Source organism: Aeromonas sp. 600886, from assembly GCF_049174935.1.
Lineage (GTDB): Bacteria > Pseudomonadota > Gammaproteobacteria > Enterobacterales > Aeromonadaceae > Aeromonas > Aeromonas veronii_A.
The window spans coordinates 56,688-75,060 of record NZ_JAAKUB010000013.1 but is presented as its reverse complement, the minus strand read 5'-3'; the positions used below and the strand labels follow the sequence as shown (position 1 = coordinate 75,060).

Annotated in this window: 15 protein-coding genes; 9 read left to right on the top strand and 6 right to left on the bottom strand. The window is 56.7% G+C overall.

The window, feature by feature from the left end; all coding sequences use genetic code 11:
- Positions 1 to 485 precede the first annotated feature (485 nt).
- Both G5179_RS11860 and G5179_RS11855 read right to left on the bottom strand, forming a co-directional pair.
- On the bottom strand, positions 486 to 920 hold the full coding sequence (locus tag G5179_RS11860; protein WP_005352569.1) for a YcgN family cysteine cluster protein: 435 nt from the start codon (positions 918 to 920) through the stop codon (positions 486 to 488).
- 412 nt (positions 921 to 1,332) lie between these two features.
- A complete protein-coding gene (locus G5179_RS11855; protein WP_064335890.1) occupies positions 1,333 to 1,818 on the bottom strand; it encodes a hypothetical protein in 486 nt (161 codons plus the stop codon).
- 230 nt (positions 1,819 to 2,048) lie between these two features.
- On the opposite strand from G5179_RS11855, the gene G5179_RS11850 reads away from it, so the two are divergent.
- Both G5179_RS11850 and G5179_RS11845 read left to right on the top strand, forming a co-directional pair.
- A complete protein-coding gene (locus G5179_RS11850; protein WP_005333612.1) occupies positions 2,049 to 2,246 on the top strand; it encodes a DUF4250 domain-containing protein in 198 nt (65 codons plus the stop codon).
- 375 nt (positions 2,247 to 2,621) lie between these two features.
- Entirely contained in the window at positions 2,622 to 5,096 is a 2,475-nt protein-coding gene (locus G5179_RS11845) for a glycogen/starch/alpha-glucan phosphorylase (protein WP_421258429.1), read from the top strand.
- Positions 5,097 to 5,462: 366 nt separating this feature from the next.
- Here the strand turns inward: G5179_RS11845 and G5179_RS11840 are convergent, their stop codons facing one another.
- Entirely contained in the window at positions 5,463 to 6,848 is a 1,386-nt protein-coding gene (locus tag G5179_RS11840) for an SLC13 family permease (RefSeq protein ID WP_216978914.1), read from the bottom strand.
- A gap of 161 nt (positions 6,849 to 7,009) precedes the next feature.
- Complete coding sequence (gene trxC, locus G5179_RS11835; RefSeq protein ID WP_421258428.1) at positions 7,010 to 7,444, bottom strand: thioredoxin TrxC; 435 nt, start codon at positions 7,442 to 7,444, stop codon at positions 7,010 to 7,012.
- Between the two features lie 167 nt (positions 7,445 to 7,611).
- Here trxC and G5179_RS11830 point away from each other — a divergent pair, with 167 nt between their 5' ends.
- From G5179_RS11830 to G5179_RS11815, 4 genes are all read left to right on the top strand, one after another.
- Positions 7,612 to 10,416, top strand: a complete 2,805-nt coding sequence (locus G5179_RS11830) for a response regulator (protein ID WP_421258427.1) — start codon at positions 7,612 to 7,614, stop codon at positions 10,414 to 10,416.
- A 166-nt stretch (positions 10,417 to 10,582) separates the two neighbouring features.
- Positions 10,583 to 12,319 carry an ABC transporter transmembrane domain-containing protein gene (locus G5179_RS11825; RefSeq protein ID WP_421258426.1) on the top strand — a complete coding sequence of 579 codons (1,737 nt, stop codon included), beginning with the start codon at positions 10,583 to 10,585 and terminating at the stop codon, positions 12,317 to 12,319.
- A complete protein-coding gene (locus tag G5179_RS11820; protein WP_421258425.1) occupies positions 12,316 to 14,067 on the top strand; it encodes an ABC transporter transmembrane domain-containing protein in 1,752 nt (583 codons plus the stop codon). The genes G5179_RS11825 and G5179_RS11820 overlap by 4 nt, the downstream gene beginning before the upstream one ends.
- A 166-nt stretch (positions 14,068 to 14,233) precedes the next feature.
- Positions 14,234 to 14,707 (top strand): DUF4442 domain-containing protein, encoded by a 474-nt coding sequence (locus G5179_RS11815; protein ID WP_019446113.1) that lies wholly within the window; start codon positions 14,234 to 14,236, stop codon positions 14,705 to 14,707.
- Positions 14,708 to 14,740: 33 nt separating this feature from the next.
- Here the strand turns inward: G5179_RS11815 and ybcJ are convergent, their stop codons facing one another.
- A complete protein-coding gene (gene ybcJ, locus G5179_RS11810; protein WP_005361116.1) occupies positions 14,741 to 14,974 on the bottom strand; it encodes a ribosome-associated protein YbcJ in 234 nt (77 codons plus the stop codon).
- 260 nt (positions 14,975 to 15,234) lie between these two features.
- Between ybcJ and G5179_RS11805 the strand changes: the two genes are divergently transcribed.
- The 3 genes from G5179_RS11805 (at position 15,235) to pdxY (ending at position 17,692) form a co-directional block, all read left to right on the top strand.
- Positions 15,235 to 15,798, top strand: a complete 564-nt coding sequence (locus G5179_RS11805) for a VC2662 family protein (RefSeq protein WP_005352548.1) — start codon at positions 15,235 to 15,237, stop codon at positions 15,796 to 15,798.
- An 83-nt stretch (positions 15,799 to 15,881) separates the two neighbouring features.
- A complete protein-coding gene (locus G5179_RS11800; RefSeq protein ID WP_216978909.1) occupies positions 15,882 to 16,655 on the top strand; it encodes a DUF429 domain-containing protein in 774 nt (257 codons plus the stop codon).
- Positions 16,656 to 16,828: 173 nt separating this feature from the next.
- Positions 16,829 to 17,692 carry a pyridoxal kinase PdxY gene (pdxY, locus tag G5179_RS11795; RefSeq protein WP_216953460.1) on the top strand — a complete coding sequence of 288 codons (864 nt, stop codon included), beginning with the start codon at positions 16,829 to 16,831 and terminating at the stop codon, positions 17,690 to 17,692.
- A gap of 77 nt (positions 17,693 to 17,769) precedes the next feature.
- On the opposite strand, the gene G5179_RS11790 is transcribed toward pdxY, so the two are convergent.
- Positions 17,770 to 18,162, bottom strand: a complete 393-nt coding sequence (locus tag G5179_RS11790) for an NUDIX hydrolase (protein ID WP_216953461.1) — start codon at positions 18,160 to 18,162, stop codon at positions 17,770 to 17,772.
- Between the last annotated feature and the right edge of the window lie 211 nt (positions 18,163 to 18,373).

Below are 18,373 nucleotides of genomic sequence, written 5' to 3'. Positions count from 1 at the left end.
ATCCCCTGTGACTCGCCCCCAGTTCCATCGCAACCACAACAGTTGTTACTGGGTATTTGAAGAGGATTAAGGGGAGGGGCTCACCAGGATTGACCTAGGCCTCGTCTGTAATGCGATTATGCTTTATTCGCGCTCTAAGGGGATAGGCGGTTGCTTTGCCTGCCATTGCATCAGTGTTGCTATGGCTCGTGGAACAGCTGATCAGGTTTAAGGGGTGAACAGAGGCGCCATCGCGGGTATCAAGCAATACCCATAAGCCTGTGACTATGGAATCATTCTCTGCCTCTGCCTCTGCCTCTGCCTCTGCCTCTGCCTCTGCCTCTGCCTCTGCCTCTGCCTCTGCCTCTATCTCTCTCAATGTGCAGTTGGGAGGGGGTCTGGTTTAGCCAGCCAGATATGTGTGCAGCTACAAACCCTGCTTGCAGAAACAATAAGGGCTGCACATTGTGCAGCCCTTGCCTCTGGAGAATAGCGGGTTGAGCGTGTCAGCTGGCCCAGGTGATGATGTGATCGATCCATTCACCCGCCTGATCCTCGTGAATGACTTTGCCACGGACGGATTGACCAGCCTGATGCATCGCGGAACGACTGCCGGTCAGCAGAGGATGCCACTCTGGAAGAGCGTCACCTTCAGACAGCAGGCGATATGCGCAGGTTGAGGGGAGCCAGTCATATTCGGCGATCTTGTCATGGGTGATCTGCAGACAGTCAGGCTCTTTTTTGAAACGATTGGCGTAATCAGAGCACTGACAGGTCTTGGTGTTAAGCAAATTGCAGGCGACATTGGTGAAAACCAGTTCGTCGGTATCTTCATCGATCAGCTTGTTGAGGCAGCATTTTCCGCAACCATCGCAGAGGGATTCCCATTCGGATTCAGTCATCTGCTGCAGACTCTTGGTCTGCCAAAAGGGGGCTTGCATCATACCGCTCACTTATTACACCTGATAAAACGCGTGGTTATACCCCTTGTTACCCGGTATTTCAAGGAGAGGGTCACTCCGGGGGGAAATTTGTCGTGATCAGCTCAAATGAATGCAATGACTTTCAGCCTCATCATATTGCTCAAACGGGTTCGCTGGTGGGCAGGAAGTCCCACAGGTTTGAATACTTGGGCTGCATGATTGTCCAGTTCAGGTTTTATTTTCTGCTTCTTTATCCGTTACATCTTTTGATGTTTGTCTGCTTGCAGCAAGCAGGGTCAAATGATCTCCGATGCCTACCGTCAGGCTGTTGCAAGCTTGTCTTTCAAATAAAGCCGCTGGTCACATATTGTTTGCGCCCTTCTGTCACTGCGACCCGCGGGAGAGCCTGCGTAGGCGTTCGTTTTTTGTCTTAATGATTGAGATAGATATCTTGCTCTGAATAAGCCAGCAGAGGTGTGCCGAGGTTAGTCCGTTTCGCGCCAAAGAAGCGGGTGAGTACGCCAGATTGCTGTCCCAGTCGCTGCAGCTTGACGTGATCCAGCTCGATCTGCTCGGGTAGCCAGGTAAATACGGCGGCGCAGTGACCATTGCCCAGACTGCGCTCCAGGGTTTGCTGCCAGTTCTTGATTTTGGGGCTATGTACCACCAGCACTCTCTTGGGATCGATACCTCGCTCTTCCAGACGGCTGACTGTGGGGCGTCCCGGCGGGGCGATCAACAAGATCCAGCCGGTATGAGCCTCCCCAAGCTTGGTCAGCTCGCTCAGAAACTGATCATCAGACTGGATAGTCACACCATAATGAGCCAACTCCGCTTTGCAGGCGGTTCTGGTTGGCCAGGGCTTGCTCATGACACGATTCATCGCAAAGGGCAGTGAGTGCAGGGGCTGGTTCATATATGGGGTTCCTGTATGAATATCCAAGCTGTATGCGTATACAGTAGTTCTATCCTGTGGCAGTGACAAGGTGTTTTTGCTGAAAAATGTGATGGTGTTGGCATGTGTCGTTAGTAAGGTTATGTTTTTAAACACTATTTAATATAAAGCTGGTTGGGTGTTTTTCGTACTATGGACAAACCTTGCGTAACCGCCCATGGTTATACAGGTCATTTACAGGAGGTGCCGCCATGGATATCAGTACCTTGCAACGTCTTGATGCCAACATCTTGCTGGGCATCATCAATGAGAAGCTAAGGCTTGAGTGTGACGGGTTGGAGGAGCTGCTGGCCTATTACGATATGAGTGAAGAGCAGTTGGCAGGACGTCTGGATCAGATTGGGTACCATTACGATCCATTGAGCAATCAGTTCAAAGCACATCTTTAAGGATGCAATGATTGCTTCATATTTATACGGTAATTTTTCAGGCACATTGAAACCGGTTTCAATGTGCCGTCTTGCTGCCTATTTTCAGGGATTTTCAAGGCTTGGCAATCTCTGAAAACCTATTCATGCCAGAATATTTTTATTTTTTCATTAAGCTTATGATAATAAAGGGAATGTTTGTTTTTGTGCGATCAATTTAAGGAAAGGGTTTTCAAGCTTTTCAGGCTGTTTTTATCGGTTAAAGTGTGACTTGCGTTAACTTTTAATTCTGCCGCTTTAGTTAGTATTCTCACGCCGGTACATATTTTGAGATAACAACAGCGCCGGTCCCGCAAGCGGGATAACAATTTTATTTGTAACGAAGGAATATGGTTTATGGCTACCAAGAAGAAGACAGACCAGGATCTCCAACTGGATAAAGATCAGCTCAAGGCGAGTATCGTGCGTCACCTGCGTTCTACCTTGGGAACAAGCGAACAGAAAGCCTCTCCCGAAGCGTGGTGGAAAGCCACTGCGGCGGCCGTCAATGAACAGGTGTACGAGCGCCTGACCCGCACTCAGCAGACTCATTTCAAGAAAGATACTCGTGCGATTCACTACCTCTCTGCTGAATTCCTGATGGGAAGATTGACCTCCAACAACCTGCACAACCTCTCCCTCTACAAGACTTGCGAAGAGGCGCTGGGCGAACTCGGCCTGGAACTGACCGACCTGTGCGAACAAGAGCCGGATATGGCACTTGGCAACGGCGGCCTGGGTCGTCTGGCTGCCTGCTTTATCGACTCGCTGGCCACCCTGAACTATCCGGCGGTTGGTTACGGTATCCACTACGAACACGGTCTGTTCCGTCAGGAAATTCAGGATGGTCGCCAGATTGAGCGCCCAGACTCCTGGCGTGAATATGGCAACCCCTGGGAGATCTGCCGTCCCGAGTCGGTGCAAGAAGTGCCGCTCTATGGCTACGTCGAGACCGTGTTTGGTGACAATGGCGGCCTGAAGAAGGTGTGGCACGCCGGTCGCAAGATTAAAGGGGTGCCTTGGGATATTCCGGTGGTCGGTTTTGGCGGTCACACCGTCAACATCCTGCGTTTGTGGGAATCCCGCGCCTCCGAGTTTTTCGACTGGGACGTATTCAACGCCGGTGGTTACATCGACTCCCAGGCTGAGAAAGCCCAGGCCGAGACCATATCCAAGGTACTCTATCCGAACGATGAGACCGATGCCGGTAAAGAGCTGCGTCTGATCCAGCAGTACTTCTTCTGTGCTTGCTCCATCAAGGACATCATGCGCCGCTACAAGCGGGTGCATGGCGCCGACTTCAGCAACTTTGCCGCGCAAATTGCCATTCAGCTCAACGATACTCACCCGACTGTCGCCATCCCGGAACTGATGCGGGTACTGGTTGACGAGGAAGATCTGAACTGGGATGCCGCTTGGGCCATCTGCTATCAGGTCTTCTCTTATACCAACCACACTCTGCTGCCGGAAGCGCTGGAGAAGTGGTCGGTCAGCCTGTTCGAGAAAGTACTGCCTCGCCATCTGGAGGTGATTTACGAGATCAACGCCCGCTTCCTGAACGAGTTGGTGGAGCCCAAGTGGCCGGGCAACGACGCCATCAAGGCCAAGCTCTCCATCATCGAAGAGGGGGCCGTGCGCAAGGTTCGCATGGGCAACCTGTGCGTGATCGGTTCGTCCAAGGTGAACGGTGTGGCCGAGATCCACTCCAAGCTGGTGAATGAAGATCTCTTCCCCGAGTATGCCGAGCTGTGGCCGGAAAAAATGTGCAACGTGACCAACGGGGTAACCCCGCGTCGCTGGCTGCTGGCCTGCAACCCGGAGCTGGCGGGTCTCTACAACGAAGTGGTAGGCAAGGAGTGGCCGCTGCAACTGGACAAACTGCGTGGCGTGGTGAAATTTGCCGACGACAAGGCGTTCCAGCAGCAGTTCATGACCATCAAACGTCATAACAAAGAGAAGCTGGTCAAGGTCATCAAAGACGAAACCGGTATCGATGTCAGTGCCGAGGCGATCTTTGACGTTCAGATCAAGCGTCTGCACGAGTACAAGCGCCAGCAACTGAACCTTATTCACATCATGGCACTCTATCGTCGTCTGCTGGCCAACCCGGACTATGACATGCATCCGCGTGTGTTTATCTTCGGCTCCAAAGCGGCGCCCGGTTACAAGCTGGCCAAAGACATCATCTATGCCATCAACAAGCTGGCGGATCGGGTCAATAACGATGCTCGTATCCAGGGCAAGCTGAAAGTGGTGTTCATGCCGAACTACCGCGTGAGTCTGGCCGAGAAGCTGATCCCGGCAGCAGATGTCTCCGAGCAGATCTCTACTGCAGGTTATGAAGCATCCGGTACCGGCAACATGAAGATGGCACTCAACGGTGCAATCACCATCGGGACGCTGGATGGAGCCAACATCGAGATCGCCGAAGAGGCGGGGGCCGAAAACTGTGCCATCTTCGGTCTGAACGTGGACGAAGTGAAGTCGCTGAAGGCGCGCGGTTACAACCCGTACGACTTCTACTATGCCAACTCCGAGCTCAAAGCCGTGCTGGACTGGTTTGATACCGACTACTTCACGCCGGGTCGTCCGGGTGAGCTGGCCTCCATCAAGCGCTCTTTGCTGGAAGGGGGAGACCCTTACCTGACCCTGGCGGACTTCCAGTCCTACTCGGATGCACACAAGCTGATCGATACCTGGTATCGGGATCCGGCGCTGTGGGCGAAGAAGGCCATCATCAACTCGGCCACCATGGGCAAGTTCAACTCAGACCGTTCCATCCAGGACTATGTGGATCGTATCTGGAAGCTGAAACCCTGCAACATCGGTTGATCACCTCTTAATATGAGAACCCCGCTATGCGGGGTTTTTTTATAGCTGCTTGGATTCGTAAATATTTGTACATCATTTGCAAAAAGCTTGATCATCTGTGATAGATGCACAGGGCATCACATATTATTTTAATGTCGTTATTACCAGCCTTTCCCGGGAACACCTCATCTCATGGCACCCGTATCGCTCATAAGTCTGAAGTCATCATCATGTGTACTCTCGCTGCTGTCGCATGGCACAAGCTGACGATGGTCAGGGATGTGACAGATGGCCGTTGGGGTGCAGGAAAAGATAAAGCCCCGATGATACGGGGCTTTGTTGGAACCTGGTGTAGATTGAGGAGCCCGGCGAGCGAGCCACCAGCCATCAATGCAGTATGTCGCCCATAAAATAGGCAAGCAGGGTCAAAATGACGGTGAAGACCAGGTTCAGCACCAGGCCGGCCCGCATCATTTCACGCTGCTGGATATGGCCGCTGGCGAAGACAATGGCGTTGGGCGGGGTAGCCACTGGTAGCATGAAGGCGCAGGAGGCACCGACAGCGATCAGCACGGATACGACAATGGGAGAGACTCCCAGTGCCTCTGCAACTCCGGCAAACAGTGGAACCAGCAGAGCGGCGGTAGCGGTGTTGGATACCAGCTCGGTCAGGAACACCACGAAGGTGGCAAGACAGAGCAGGATGACGAAGATCGGCATGGTGGCCAGACCGTTGGATAGGTGCTCCGCCAGGAAGGCGTTGGCCCCGGTCTGCTTAAGGATGGCGCTCAAGGTCAAGCCGCCACCAAACAGCATCAGTACTCCCCAGTCGGTGTTCTGGTTGATGTCATCCCAGCTGGCCACCCGGCTGACGGCGATGGCGATGATGGCTCCCATGGCGATCAGTGTATCAAATTGAGGTATTCCTCCCAGCGCCTGGGCAATAGGCTGGGAGCCAATCCACAACAGCACTGTGGTCAGAAATATCAGCATGGTCACCTTGCGTTGGCCGGTCCACTCTATGGTCACTCGCTCGGTGCTGACCTGATGTGAGAGGTTGGGGCGGGTTACCAGATAGAGCAGCCCGATGCCTACTGGCATGAAGATGAGGACAACAGGAATGCCAAATTTCAGCCAGTCAGTGAAGCCCAGCCCCATCTGGGCGGCCGCAATGGCATTGGGCGGGCTGCCTACCAGGGTGCCGATGCCGCCAATACTGGCGCTGTAGGCCACACCAAGCAATACGAAGACCAGTGTGCGGCGCTCCTTGTGAATGTCGAGACCTTTGAGCATGCCAAGGGCCAGCGGCATCATCATGGCGGCGGTAGCGGTATTGCTGATCCACATGGAGAGTGCCGCAGTAATACTGAAGAGTACGATGGCAGCCCAGCCGAGGTGTCCCTTGGCGAGTTGCATCACCTTACCGGCAATCTGGGTGTCTAGCCCCTGTTTGGATAGCGCTGCCGCCAGGGCAAAACCGCCAAAGAAGAGGAACAACACCGGGTTTGCGAAGTCGGTCAACGACTTGCTCATATCAAACACCCCGAGCAGGGTGGCAAGTACCGGGATGGAGATCGCGGTGATAGTGATGTTGACCGCTTCGGTCAGCCAGAGAATAGCTATAAAGACCAGAATGCCCAGCCCCTTGTTGACCATAGGATCAAAAGGGAGCCAAGCGAGCATGATGCATAGCAGGAGCAGATCCAGGATCACGATCCCGGTCTTGATATCCAGCCAACGAGATGGAGTAGCGGGTACAGCCGATGTGTGCATATCGTTCTCTCGGTTAATTTATGGTTGTTTTTGTGTTGCCGAGATTACATCCATTCACTTGTTTGAAACAGGCTCACATATTGAAAATCAGTCTCTACTCACACACTCATTGATAAAAATGAGGAAATAAATACATAAATCAAACATGACTGAAACATAAATTAAACATCCGTAAACTGTTCCAGCCACTGCTTGAACATGTTCTTGGGCAGGGATCCATTTATCTGGTTCACCAGTTTGCCCTGTTTGAAGATCATCAGGGTGGGGATGCTGCGAATGGCGTAACGGGCGGCAATGGTGCTCTGCTGCTCGGTATTGACTTTGACAAAGCGCATCTGTGGTTCGAGTTCATGGGCAACATCATGAAATACTGGAGCAAACTGCTGGCAAGGGCCGCACCAGCTGGCCCAAAAATCGACCACGACCGGAATATCGGAGTTGATCAGGGTATCGAAGTTATCCGCCTTCCCGAGGCAAGGGGTTTGGCTGAACAGGGACGCCTTGCAGTGCCCACATTTGGCGGAGTGGGTTACATGGGTGGAGGGCAGGCGGTTTCTTGTAAAGCAGTGGCTACAATAAGTAGTGATAAATGACATAATAGTCTCCTTGAAGATCGGTTCTGGTGGCTGTGATGAAAATAGTGCCAGAGTTAAAATAGTGAAATAACGTTAACACAGCGCTCGGCTGGGGTGGACACTTCCACTCCGAGCTCTGCCCAAGCCGGATAATTCAGCGGCCATTATAAGTAGAGAGTCAAAACGGGATGAATAAAGGATCACGGAAGAGCCCTGTGGTACTGCTGCTTGTTGCTGCCTTGTTGCTCGGCTTCTCGGTTCTTTGCTGGCAACTGCTTAGTCAACAGCAGCGTGCATACAGCCTGAATCAGGCTGCGGAGGCAGTGCTGAACCGGATCAACACCGACAGTGTTTACCTGCTTGGTCGTGAGAGTGCCAATGATAGCAATGTTCAGCAACGGCTCGTCCAGTTATCCGGTATCCTCGATAGCTTTGTTCACAGGGTTCGTAGTGATGCTGAGGTTGAGCAAACGCCTCTTTCACAGAGGTTGCTGCAGGATTTGGATCTCTACCAGATGGAGCTGGCCAGACTGTACAGCATGGAAAAGGCGGTGGAATATATCGTGCAACCCTTTCAGCATCAGCTTGAGAAGGTACGCGCTATCACGCCGGCAGAGAGCCTCTTGCATCGTGATCTCAATGAGTTGGCCCAACTTAGCCATTTTTTGCAACACAGCGCCGATAACCAGTATCAGCAACAGCTGAGCTTGTTGCAGCGTGCTCTTGCTTCCCATTACGGCTCGCAACCCGAGGTGATCACCTTGGTTAACCTGAGCAAGGATTTGAGTCGTCAGGTGATGGCTTATCATACCCTGCGCCATCGTCTCATCGATATGCAGGTGAGCGATAACCTGGTGCGCTGGAAGATGGATAAGCTGGAGCGGGCTTCGTCATTGCTGAACCGCTTCTATTTAATGGTGCTTGGCGGTGCCTTGATCAGTTTTGTGCTGGTGGCCTATACCCTATGGCGTCGTAATCAGAAGTTGAGCGAGTTGTCCCGTCAGACGGCCTTGCTGGCACAGGCCAAAAGCGATTTTCTGGCCAATATGAGCCACGAGATCCGCACCCCCATGAATGCCATCATCGGTTTCAGCTCGCTGGCACTGCAGACCGAGCTGGATCAGCAACAACGGGACTATCTGGGCAAGATAAAGTCTTCATCAGATACCTTGCTGCTGCTTATCAACGACATTCTCGATCTGACCAAGGTGGAGTCCGGCAAGCTGACGTTGGAGGAGATCGACTTCGATCTCAGCGAGCAGCTCGACTCGCTGGCGGGCATGTTTGCCGATCTGGCGGAGCGCAAACATGTGGAGGTGATCATTCGCAAATCGCCGGAGGTGCCTGTCTTCTTGCGTGGGGATCCTCTGCGGCTGGGGCAGGTTCTGGTCAATCTGGTGAACAATGCCATCAAATTCACCGAACGTGGTGAGGTCGAAGTCTCCATCGATCTGGCCAACTCCCATCCAATGCGGATCCGCTTCAGTGTGCGCGATACCGGCATCGGTATTGCCGAAGAGAAGCAGACCCAACTGTTTCAGGCGTTTACCCAGCTGGAGGCGGGTAATACCCGAAAATATGGCGGCTCGGGACTCGGGCTCAATATCTCCCAGCGGCTGGTGGAGCTGATGGGGGGGCGGATCACCGTAGAGAGTAAGCCTGGCGTCGGCTCTCTGTTCAAGTTCGATATCCCGATGGCGCAGGCGGTCTACGGAGTGGCTGGACGGAAAGTCTTCTTCGAAAACCAGCCGCTGGTGATGGTGATGGATGACAACGAACTGGTGCTGGATCTGGCCCGGGACATTCTGACTCGCGCGGGAGTGCGGGTGCTGCCGGTCAACTCCCTTTCCCGTGCCCGTCAGCTGCTCCGTGAAGAGGGACCGAATCTGCGGTTGGCGATCCTCGACTGGCGCATGGGTCAGGAGGATGGGCTCGATCTGGCGCTGGAGATGTATCAGCACAGCCAGTGGCGGCGGATCCCCATCCTGATGATCAGTGCCTGGGCCAGAGAGGGGCTACACGCCAGGATGGACAGCATGGGGCTGACCCATTTTCTGCCCAAACCGATGACCGAAAATGCCCTGCTGGCCAAGGTGGACGAACTGCTCAACGGCAGCTCCTACGAGCTCAACCTGCGCAAGGCCGAGGCACAGGGGGATCAGCAACACTTCAAATCCCTGTTGCAGGGCACCCGAGTGCTGTTGGCGGAAGACAACCGGGTCAATCAGCAGCTCATCATCGAGTATCTGCGGCGCGTCGATGCGGTAGTGTGTGTGGTCAGCAATGGTCGGGAGGCGGTGGAGCGGGTCGCCGAGCAGCCTTTTGACGTGATCCTGATGGATTTGCAGATGCCGGTGCTGGACGGACTCGATGCCACCCGCCAGATCCGCAAGATGGTCGACAAACACGATGTGCCCATCATTGCCCTCACCGCCAGCGCCATGCCCGGTGACAAGGAGCGTTGTTTGGGGGTGGGGATGAATGGTTATGTCACCAAGCCGGTGAGCAAGCTGGATCTCTACAACAACCTGCTGCAGTGGGTAAAGCCGCAAGGGGTGGAGCAGGCGGGAATCATGGAGGTGAAACCGCCGGATATGATCGGGATCCTCGATCTGCAGGATGCACTCAAGCGGCTGGAGCAGGACAAGGAGGCATTGCAGATCCTGTTCAAGCTGTTCATGTCGGAGCACAAGGACGATCTGTGGGAGATCCGCTCCGCCCTGCGCCGTCAGCAGCCCGAGGTGGCCAGCAAGCTGCTGCACACCCTCAAGGGGGTGTCTGCCAATATCTCGGCGGCCCGTCTGCAATTGGTGGCTGGCGAGCTGGAGTGGCGCCTGCGGCAAAACGAGGTGCTGAGCGAGGCGGATCTGGAGCAGTTGCAACAGGTCTTCAGCCAGACCCGGGAAGAGGTGTCACACTTCCTGTTGACCGGTGAGCAGCATGAAAATTCGTATAATCCCTATTCATCAGGGGATGATCGCATGTCACAGTGAATTAAATAGTAATTATTCTCAACCATCCCGGTTCGGGATATGATGAGCTTTTGTTCAAATCGCCTCCAGCCGGAGGCGATTGTTTTCATTGTTCTATTTCTGCGTGGCTTCTCTGATGGCCGCTCTTGGGCGCTGTCACGGGCAGAGAGCGCTAAAGGTTGGTGGTGTGAGCGTATTTCTACGATTGAGCTGGTTTTTCAAGGAGCAGTGGCCCCGTTATCTGGCTGCCATCTCCCTGCTGCTGATGGTGGCCCTGTTGACCGTTATTCCGCCCAAAGTGGTGGGCTGGGTGGTGGATGGCATCACCAAGGGCGGTCTCGACAATGGTACCCTGATGCGCTATCTGGCGGGGCTGTTTGGTCTGGGTGTGCTGATTTATCTGCTGCGCTACGTCTGGCGGGTGATGCTGTTTGGTGCCTCTTACCGTCTGGCCTATGTGTTGCGCAATCGCCTTTTCAGCCATTTCACCCGGATGAGCCCCGATTTTTATCAGCGCCACCGTACTGGCGATTTGATGGCCCATGCCACCAATGACATTCAGGCTGTGGAGATGACCGCTGGCGAAGGGGTACTGACTCTGGTGGACTCCATCATGGTCGGGGTATTGGTGCTCTCCATCATGTGCAGCCAGTACTCTTGGCAGTTGACGCTGGTCTCCTTGCTGCCGCTGCCGGTGATGGCCTATTTCATGAACCGCTTCGGCACCCAGATCTACACCCAGTTCAAGGCGGCGCAAGGGGCCTTCTCCAGGCTCAACAACAAGACCCAGGAGGCTCTTTCCGGCGTGCGGGTGTTGAAATCCTATGCGGTTGAATCGCTGGAAGATGAAGGCTTTGCCGAGCTGACCAAACAGGCGGGGGAGCGCAATATGGCGGTGGCCCGCATCGATGCCAAGTTCGATCCGGTCATCTACCTCTGTATCGGTTGCTCCTACTTCCTCGCGGTGGCGGGGGGCAGTGTGCTGGTGCTGCGCGATGAGCTGACTCTGGGTGAGCTCACCAGCTTCACCATGTACCTCGGCCAGCTGATCTGGCCGATGTTTGCCATCGCCTGGCTGTTCAACATCATCGAGCGGGGCAGCGCCGCCTACTCCCGTATCGAAAGCCTGCTGGGGGAGCGCAGCGATATCGAAGAGCCCGCCCAGCCGGCCGCGTTTACCTCTGCCTTTCCTTTGCAGATCAAAGGGGTGAGCTATCAACTTGAGCAGCGCACCCTGCTTGCGGATATCGACGTTACCCTCAAGCAAGGGGGGATGCTCGGGGTGGTGGGGCGCACCGGGGCAGGCAAGAGCTCCCTGCTCAAGCTGTTGATGCGCCTTGCCAATCCGACTCACGGTTCGATTGTCATGGGTGGCGTTCCGATTGACCAGTTGCCGCTCGCCACACTGCGCAGCCAGTTTGCCTATGTACCGCAGGAGCCATTCCTGTTTTCCACCACCATCGCTGCCAATATCGCCCTCGGCAAACCCGATGCGAGCCGCGAGGAGGTCGAACGGGTGGCACGCATTGCCTGTGTCCACGATGATATCGTGCGTTTCCCCAAGGGTTATGAGACCGAGGTCGGGGAGAAAGGGGTGACCCTCTCCGGCGGCCAGAAACAGCGGCTGGCCATTGCCCGCGCCCTGCTGCTGGATGCGCCCATTCTGGTGCTCGATGATGCGCTCTCGGCGGTGGATGCCCACACCGAGCAGCAAATTCTGCATGCCCTCAAGGCCCATCGTCGCACCCTGATCCTGGTCAGCCATCGCATGACGGCGGTAGAGCAGGCCGACGAGATCCTGGTGCTGGAGCAGGGGGCCATCAGCGAGCGGGGTCATCACGGTACCCTGATGGCGCACAATGGCTGGTATGCAGATATGGTGCGTTACCAGCGACTCGAAGAAGCGGTGGAGGAGAGCCTGTGAATCCGACCATTAAACGACTGCTCGCCTACTGCGCCCGCTATCCTCGCTGGCTGATCCAGGCTGGGATTTGCCTGCTGCTTGCTACCGGCGCCGAAGTGGCCGGGCCGCTGCTGATCAAGCTCTTTATCGATGACTATCTGGCGCCTCGCAATATCGTGCTGCCCACCATAGCCCTGATTGCAGCGGGCTATCTGGGCTTGCAGGTGCTGTCGGCGGCGGGTTTCTATCTGCAATCCCTGCGCTTTAACCGTATCGCTCAGGCGGTGGTGCAAACCCTGCGCGAGCAGGTATTTGCTACCGCCATCCGTTTGCCGGCCCGCTACTTTGACAAGCATCGCTCCGGCTCGCTGATTTCCCGCATCACCAACGACACCGAGGCGATCATGAACCTCTATGTGCAGGTGATCGGCTTGCTGGTGCAAAAGGTGGTGCTCTTGTGCGGCATCCTCATCTCCATGGCGCTGCTGGATCTGCGGCTGATGCTGGTCTGCTCCCTGTTGCTGCCCGCCGTGGGCGGGGTGATGTGGCTCTACCAGAAACTGAGTGTGCCGGTGGTGCGAGCGACCCGCAGCCTGCTCTCCGACATCAACAGCCGCCTCAACGAGTCGCTGCAGGGGATGCCGGTGATCCAGGCGATGGTGCAGGAGCGCTACTTTGCCAACGCCTTTGCCGAGGTGAATCAGCAGCACTGGTCGGCACGGATCAAGAGCCTCAAGATCAACGGCATTTTGCTGCGTCCGCTCATCGATCTCTTCTACATGATGGTGCTGATTGGCCTGTTGGCGCTGTTTGCCCACGAGGGACTGAGCAGCACTGGTGCCATTCAGGTGGGTGTGCTCTACGCCTTTATCAGCTATCTGGGCCGGATGATCGAGCCGCTCATCGAGATGACCAACCAGCTTAACCAGCTGCAGCAGGCGATGGTGGCGGGGGAGCGGGTCTTTGCCCTGCTCGATGAAACCCGCGAGAGCACCGAGGGCGAGATGATCCCGCTGGAAGGGCGGGTCAGTTTCGAGCGGGTGAGCTTCTCCTACGATGGTGAGCAGCAGGTGCTGCGGGAGGTCAGTTTTGCCGCAAAACCGGGCCAGATGCTGGCGCTGGTGGGCCATACCGGCAGCGGCAAGTCCACCATCATCAGCTTGCTGATGGGCTTCTATCCGCTGGATCAGGGGCAGATCCGCTTCGATGATCACGCACTGGATACCCTGTCGCTGGCGGCGGTGCGCCGCAGCATCGGGCTGGTGCAGCAAGATCCCTTTATCTTCGTCGGCACCCTGGCGGAGAACCTGCGTCTCGGCCGCGCCGGCATAGATGACGCGCGGCTCTGGCAGGCGTTGAGCGAGGTGCAGTTGGCCGACTTTGTGCGCAGCTTGCCACAGGGGATCAACACCCTGATGGAGGAGGGGGGCAAGAACCTCTCCGCCGGTCAGCGGCAACTGCTCTCCTTTGCCCGTGCACTGGTGGGAGATCCGCGTATCCTCATTCTGGATGAAGCGACGGCCAGCGTGGACTCCCAGACCGAGTTGGCGCTGTCGCAGGCGATCTCTGCTGCCCGTCGTGGCCGCACCACCATCGCCATCGCCCACCGCCTCTCGACCATCGTCGATGCGGACGAGATCCTGCTGCTCTCCCGCGGTCAGGTGAATGAGCGGGGTACCCATGGTGAGTTGATGGCCCTCGGCGGTCACTATGCCCAGCTGTTCGAGATGCAGAGTCAGGGGGCCTGGCTGGAAGAGAAGCGCGCCTGATCGGCACATTTGCTGTAACAGCGACATGCGCGAAAAGAGGGAACCGGTGCGGTTCCCTCTGTTTTTTTGCGTTGGGTAAAGGTCGTAACCGTGATCCCTGTGCTTGTCGAATGGCACAGATGCAGGCAACATGTTGTTTACATTAACTCATCGGATCAGTTCGCATATGGATTTGCAACGCTTCAAAGCCAATCTGGCGCTTCGGCTGTTTGCCTGGCGCTACATTCCCGTCATCGGGTTTTGTGCCCCGATCATCGAAGAGATGAACGCCAAGGCACTGCGCATTCGCATTCCCCTTGGCTGGCGTACCCGCAATCATCTGGGCAGCATGTATTTTGGCGCGCTGGCGACCGGCGCCGATCTGGTGGGCGGTCTGCTGGTGATGGAGAAGGGGCGGCAGCGGCGCAAGAAGGTGCACTTTGCTTTCAAGGATGTGCAGGGGGAGTTTTTGAAACGACCGGAGGGGGATGTGCAGTTCGACTGCGCAGCGGGGGAGGAGATTGACGCCATGATCGATGAATCGCTGGCAAGCGGTCAGCGCATCAATCGCCCCATCCAGGTGGTGGCCACCTGTCCGTCATTGAACGGGGATGAGGCGATGGCGCGTTTTGTGCTGACCCTGTCGATCAAGGCCAGCTAGCGGGTTGCCGGAGAGTGGCTCCCCGAAACGGGGTTAGCCAATCTCCGGGCTGACGCCCTCTTTCACCACGACCTTCATGCCGTTGAAGTTGACCACCTGTTCGGCCACGATCTTGCAGCGCTTGCGGGTCTCGACCTGACCGTCCACCTCGACTAGCCCTTCGGCAACGAGGGCTTTGGCGGCGCCGCCACAATCGGCCCACCCCTGATGTTTGATAAGGTCACACAAGGCAACGAAGGGGTGACCTTCGAGCAGAAACGTCTCCATGGGAAATCCTCTAGATGGATGAATGCCGGATACAGCAGGGCGACTATTTTAGGCAGTTCGCTCAGGCAAAGAAAGGAAGAGGGACTACTCGCTGTGAAAAAGTGGCCGATTGTTCTTGAGGTGGCGCTTTCGCAAGTCCTGATGGAGAGGTGAGAGGGCCACCCGTGACGTATCGTGACGCACCTCGTCCATGCTGGTGTGCCCACACTCTCCCCTGACTGTTAGGATCGGGCCACTCTCAATGGCCCAAGGAACTTTCCATGACACTCTCCCGCCTGCTGCTGGCATGCAGCGCCCTTACTCTGTGCGGTGTTGCGCAGGCCAGTACTCCGGTGCAGGTCTCGCTGCCCGGGGTCAATTTGCCCGCGTCCCATCAGGTGGAAGGAGCGCGCGCCTCGCTGCTCTACGGTCGGACCGGTCAGGTGAAGGGTATTGATCTGCCGATCTTCGCCCTCTCCGATGTGGATCAGTTCAGCGGCCTGCAGCTCGGGGTATTCCTGGGGGCTGGTCGGGTGCGCCACCAGTTTGGCGGGGTCGCCATCAACGCCATCAACTGGCACGAAGGGCAGGATACCGGCGTCAATCTGGGGCTGGTCAACCTGACCAACAATGTACAGGGGCTCAACTGGGGGGCGGTCAATATTGCCAAGGGCAATGCGCTGGCCAACGTTGGCTTCGTCAACTATGCCGAGCGTACCACCTTCCAGATTGGCTTTATCAATGCGACCAAGCACCTCGACGGCTTGCAGATCGGGCTGGCCAACTATGCCGCCAACGGTGTGTTCCCCATTCTGCCGCTGGTGAACTTCCAGAAATCGTTCTGAGTGGGCGGTTCGCTTTGCGTTAAGGGCCTCTGCTGATTACCCTGTGTCTCTTGCAACTTGTGACAGGCGAACAGAGGTAATTGATGACGGCAGGGCAAATGAGTGCAATCGGGATCGGCTGGGATGTGCGTGGCTGGCAGGGCAGTGCCCAGGCGGTGGCCGTGGTGGGCTGGCAGGCCGAATCCAACCGCCTGCACTGGCTCGGGGTGTCGCCGCTGTTTCGTCTGAGCTCGCGGGTGGCGCCGGATCTGGCCGCTCTGCTGCGTCCCGCCCTGCAAAATGAGTTGACCCTGATGCAGGTAGAAGCCTGCCCGCAACTGGCGCTCGGTATCGATGCGCCGCTCGCTTTTCCCCGCGCCTTGCGGGATCTGCTCAACGGCCAACCACATAGCTGCGCCGTGCCCGAACGGGAGATAGACAACCCCTACGCCTACCGCGACTGCGAGCGCTGGCTGTATCAGCAGTACGGCAAGAAGCCGCTCTCGGCTACCTTCGACCGGCTCGGCAACAACGCCACCCTGGCGCTCTCCATGCTGCCGCGACTCTCGGATCTGCAACTGGTGCCGACCGTTGCCCCGAAGGCCAGTCGTGCCGTGCTGGAGGTCTATCCGGCATTGACCAAAGTGGGCGGCAAGGCATCCCCTGCCAGACCCGAGCTGGCGGCGCTGCTGCCTGCCGATGTGGTGCCGGATACGGATCGCTACGATGCGGCGCTCTGCGCCCTGATGGCGCTGCAATATGCCGCTGGTGGCAAGGTTACGGTATTGCCTGAGCTGATTTCGCCACCCAGTGACATGCCGTGTGATGAGGGATGGGTCTATCACTTTGCCCATGGCGTTGAGCACAACGGCATGTGACGACGGGGACGCGGCACATCATGGCGCCGCTCATCCTGTCGATGCGGGCCAAATGGCGCAAAAAACCTGTCTTTAGTCAGGAAATTGCCTGTTCATCCCGCGCCAAGGTGGCGCATCGTTATCTTCATCCGATATATTGCCCACCTTGCTGATCCTTTGCTGTGGTATTCCCGATGAAATCCGTTCTCTCTATTCAGTCCCACGTGGTCTTTGGTTGTGCCGGCAACAGCGCGGCCGTCTTCCCCATGCGCCGCCTCGGTATGGATGTATGGCCCATCAACACGGTGCAGTTTTCCAACCACACCCAATATGCCCAGGGGTGGCAGGGGATGGCGATGCCGGCGGGTCATATCAGTGCGCTGGTGAAAGGATTGGGCAATATCGAGGTGTTGAGCCAGTGTGACGCCGTGCTGAGCGGTTACCTTGGCTCCGCCGAACAGGGGGACGAGATCCTGACCGTGGTCAACGCCGTCAAGGCGGCCAACCCCGATGCCATCTACTTCTGCGACCCCGTGATGGGGCACCCGGAGAAGGGGTGTATCGTTGCTCCCGGCGTCACCCGTTTCCTGACCGAGCAGGCGCTGCCGGTGGCCGACATGATGGCCCCCAACCTGCTGGAGCTGGAGACCCTCTGTGATACCCATCTGGCTGATCTGGATCAGACCCGCGCGGCTGCCCATCAGCTGCTGGCCCGCGGCGTCAAGCTGGTGCTGGTCAAGCATCTCGGTCGTGCGGCGCAGGACTCCAGCCGCTTCGAGATGCTGCTGGCCACCCCGCAAGGGGATTACCTGATTGCCCGTCCGCTTTATGACTTTGCCCGCCAGCCGGTGGGGGTTGGCGATCTTATCAGCGCCCTGATGCTGGCCAATTTGCTGGCCGGTCACGATGCGGTCAGCGCGTTCGAGCGCACCAACGCCTCGGTGGATGCGGTGCTGCAGGAGACCTGGCGCCAGCAGGCTTACGAGCTGCAACTGATCGCCGCGCAAGATGCGTTTGATTCGCCGAAGGTGGAGGTGCGAGCGGTGATACTGCCCTGATTGCTGCCATGTCTGAAGCAAAAGAGGTGAGCCATTGGCTCACCTCTTTTTTGTTTGTATCGCTCCCGGCTATGGGGTCAGCGGATCAACCCCTGCTCAACCAGCCAGGCAAAAAGCAGACGAGAGACGGGGGAGAGCTCATCGAGGTGAGAGCTATCGAGCCAGCGCAGCTCGGCAATTTCGGCCGAGGCGATTGGGGTGCCGCTCGCTTCGCCGGTGTAGCAGCGCAGTCGCACCTCGACTCCTGCCGGTTTGCCATCGGCCTGGGCGCTGAACTCGCAGGCAAAGCGCAGGGTATCGGGCTGCAGGGTGACAGCCAGCTCCTCCTCAATCTCGCGGATCAGCGCCGCCTCGTCGCTCTCACCCGGTTCCCGCTTGCCGCCGGGGATGTAGTAGATGGCTTTGCCGTGGGAGCGGGCGCAGAGCAGTTGCCGATCTTTAAAGGTGAGCCAGGCTAGTTTGTCGATCATCCGTTTTCTCTCCAGTGGGGTTACCGTGATGAGCAGTGGCGCACTCAAGCGCACCGTTGTTTTGCATGCAGGCAGCCTAACAAAGATGAGGTTGAGTCCCAAGGAGAAAGAGGGGAGAGGCAGGAAACGCACTGTTTCCTGCGTGGTGACCAGCGTAGCTGGAAGAGTACGCAATGGCTGTTTCACCACAGCCTTCTCGTCCCTAAAAAAG

What these genes read in the sequence shown, in the direction of transcription:
- G5179_RS11860 (WP_005352569.1), bottom strand. Translation starts at nt 920, where the DNA reads ATGCAAGCCCCCTTTTGGCAGACCAAGAGTCTGCAGCAGATGACTGAA.
- G5179_RS11855 (WP_064335890.1), bottom strand. Translation starts at nt 1,818, where the DNA reads ATGAACCAGCCCCTGCACTCACTGCCCTTTGCGATGAATCGTGTCATG.
- G5179_RS11850 (WP_005333612.1), top strand. Translation starts at nt 2,049, where the DNA reads ATGGATATCAGTACCTTGCAACGTCTTGATGCCAACATCTTGCTGGGC.
- G5179_RS11845 (WP_421258429.1), top strand. Translation starts at nt 2,622, where the DNA reads ATGGCTACCAAGAAGAAGACAGACCAGGATCTCCAACTGGATAAAGAT.
- G5179_RS11840 (WP_216978914.1), bottom strand. Translation starts at nt 6,848, where the DNA reads ATGCACACATCGGCTGTACCCGCTACTCCATCTCGTTGGCTGGATATC.
- trxC (WP_421258428.1), bottom strand. Translation starts at nt 7,444, where the DNA reads ATGTCATTTATCACTACTTATTGTAGCCACTGCTTTACAAGAAACCGC.
- G5179_RS11830 (WP_421258427.1), top strand. Translation starts at nt 7,612, where the DNA reads ATGAATAAAGGATCACGGAAGAGCCCTGTGGTACTGCTGCTTGTTGCT.
- G5179_RS11815 (WP_019446113.1), top strand. Translation starts at nt 14,234, where the DNA reads ATGGATTTGCAACGCTTCAAAGCCAATCTGGCGCTTCGGCTGTTTGCC.
- ybcJ (WP_005361116.1), bottom strand. Translation starts at nt 14,974, where the DNA reads ATGGAGACGTTTCTGCTCGAAGGTCACCCCTTCGTTGCCTTGTGTGAC.
- G5179_RS11805 (WP_005352548.1), top strand. Translation starts at nt 15,235, where the DNA reads ATGACACTCTCCCGCCTGCTGCTGGCATGCAGCGCCCTTACTCTGTGC.
- G5179_RS11800 (WP_216978909.1), top strand. Translation starts at nt 15,882, where the DNA reads ATGACGGCAGGGCAAATGAGTGCAATCGGGATCGGCTGGGATGTGCGT.
- pdxY (WP_216953460.1), top strand. Translation starts at nt 16,829, where the DNA reads ATGAAATCCGTTCTCTCTATTCAGTCCCACGTGGTCTTTGGTTGTGCC.
- G5179_RS11790 (WP_216953461.1), bottom strand. Translation starts at nt 18,162, where the DNA reads ATGATCGACAAACTAGCCTGGCTCACCTTTAAAGATCGGCAACTGCTC.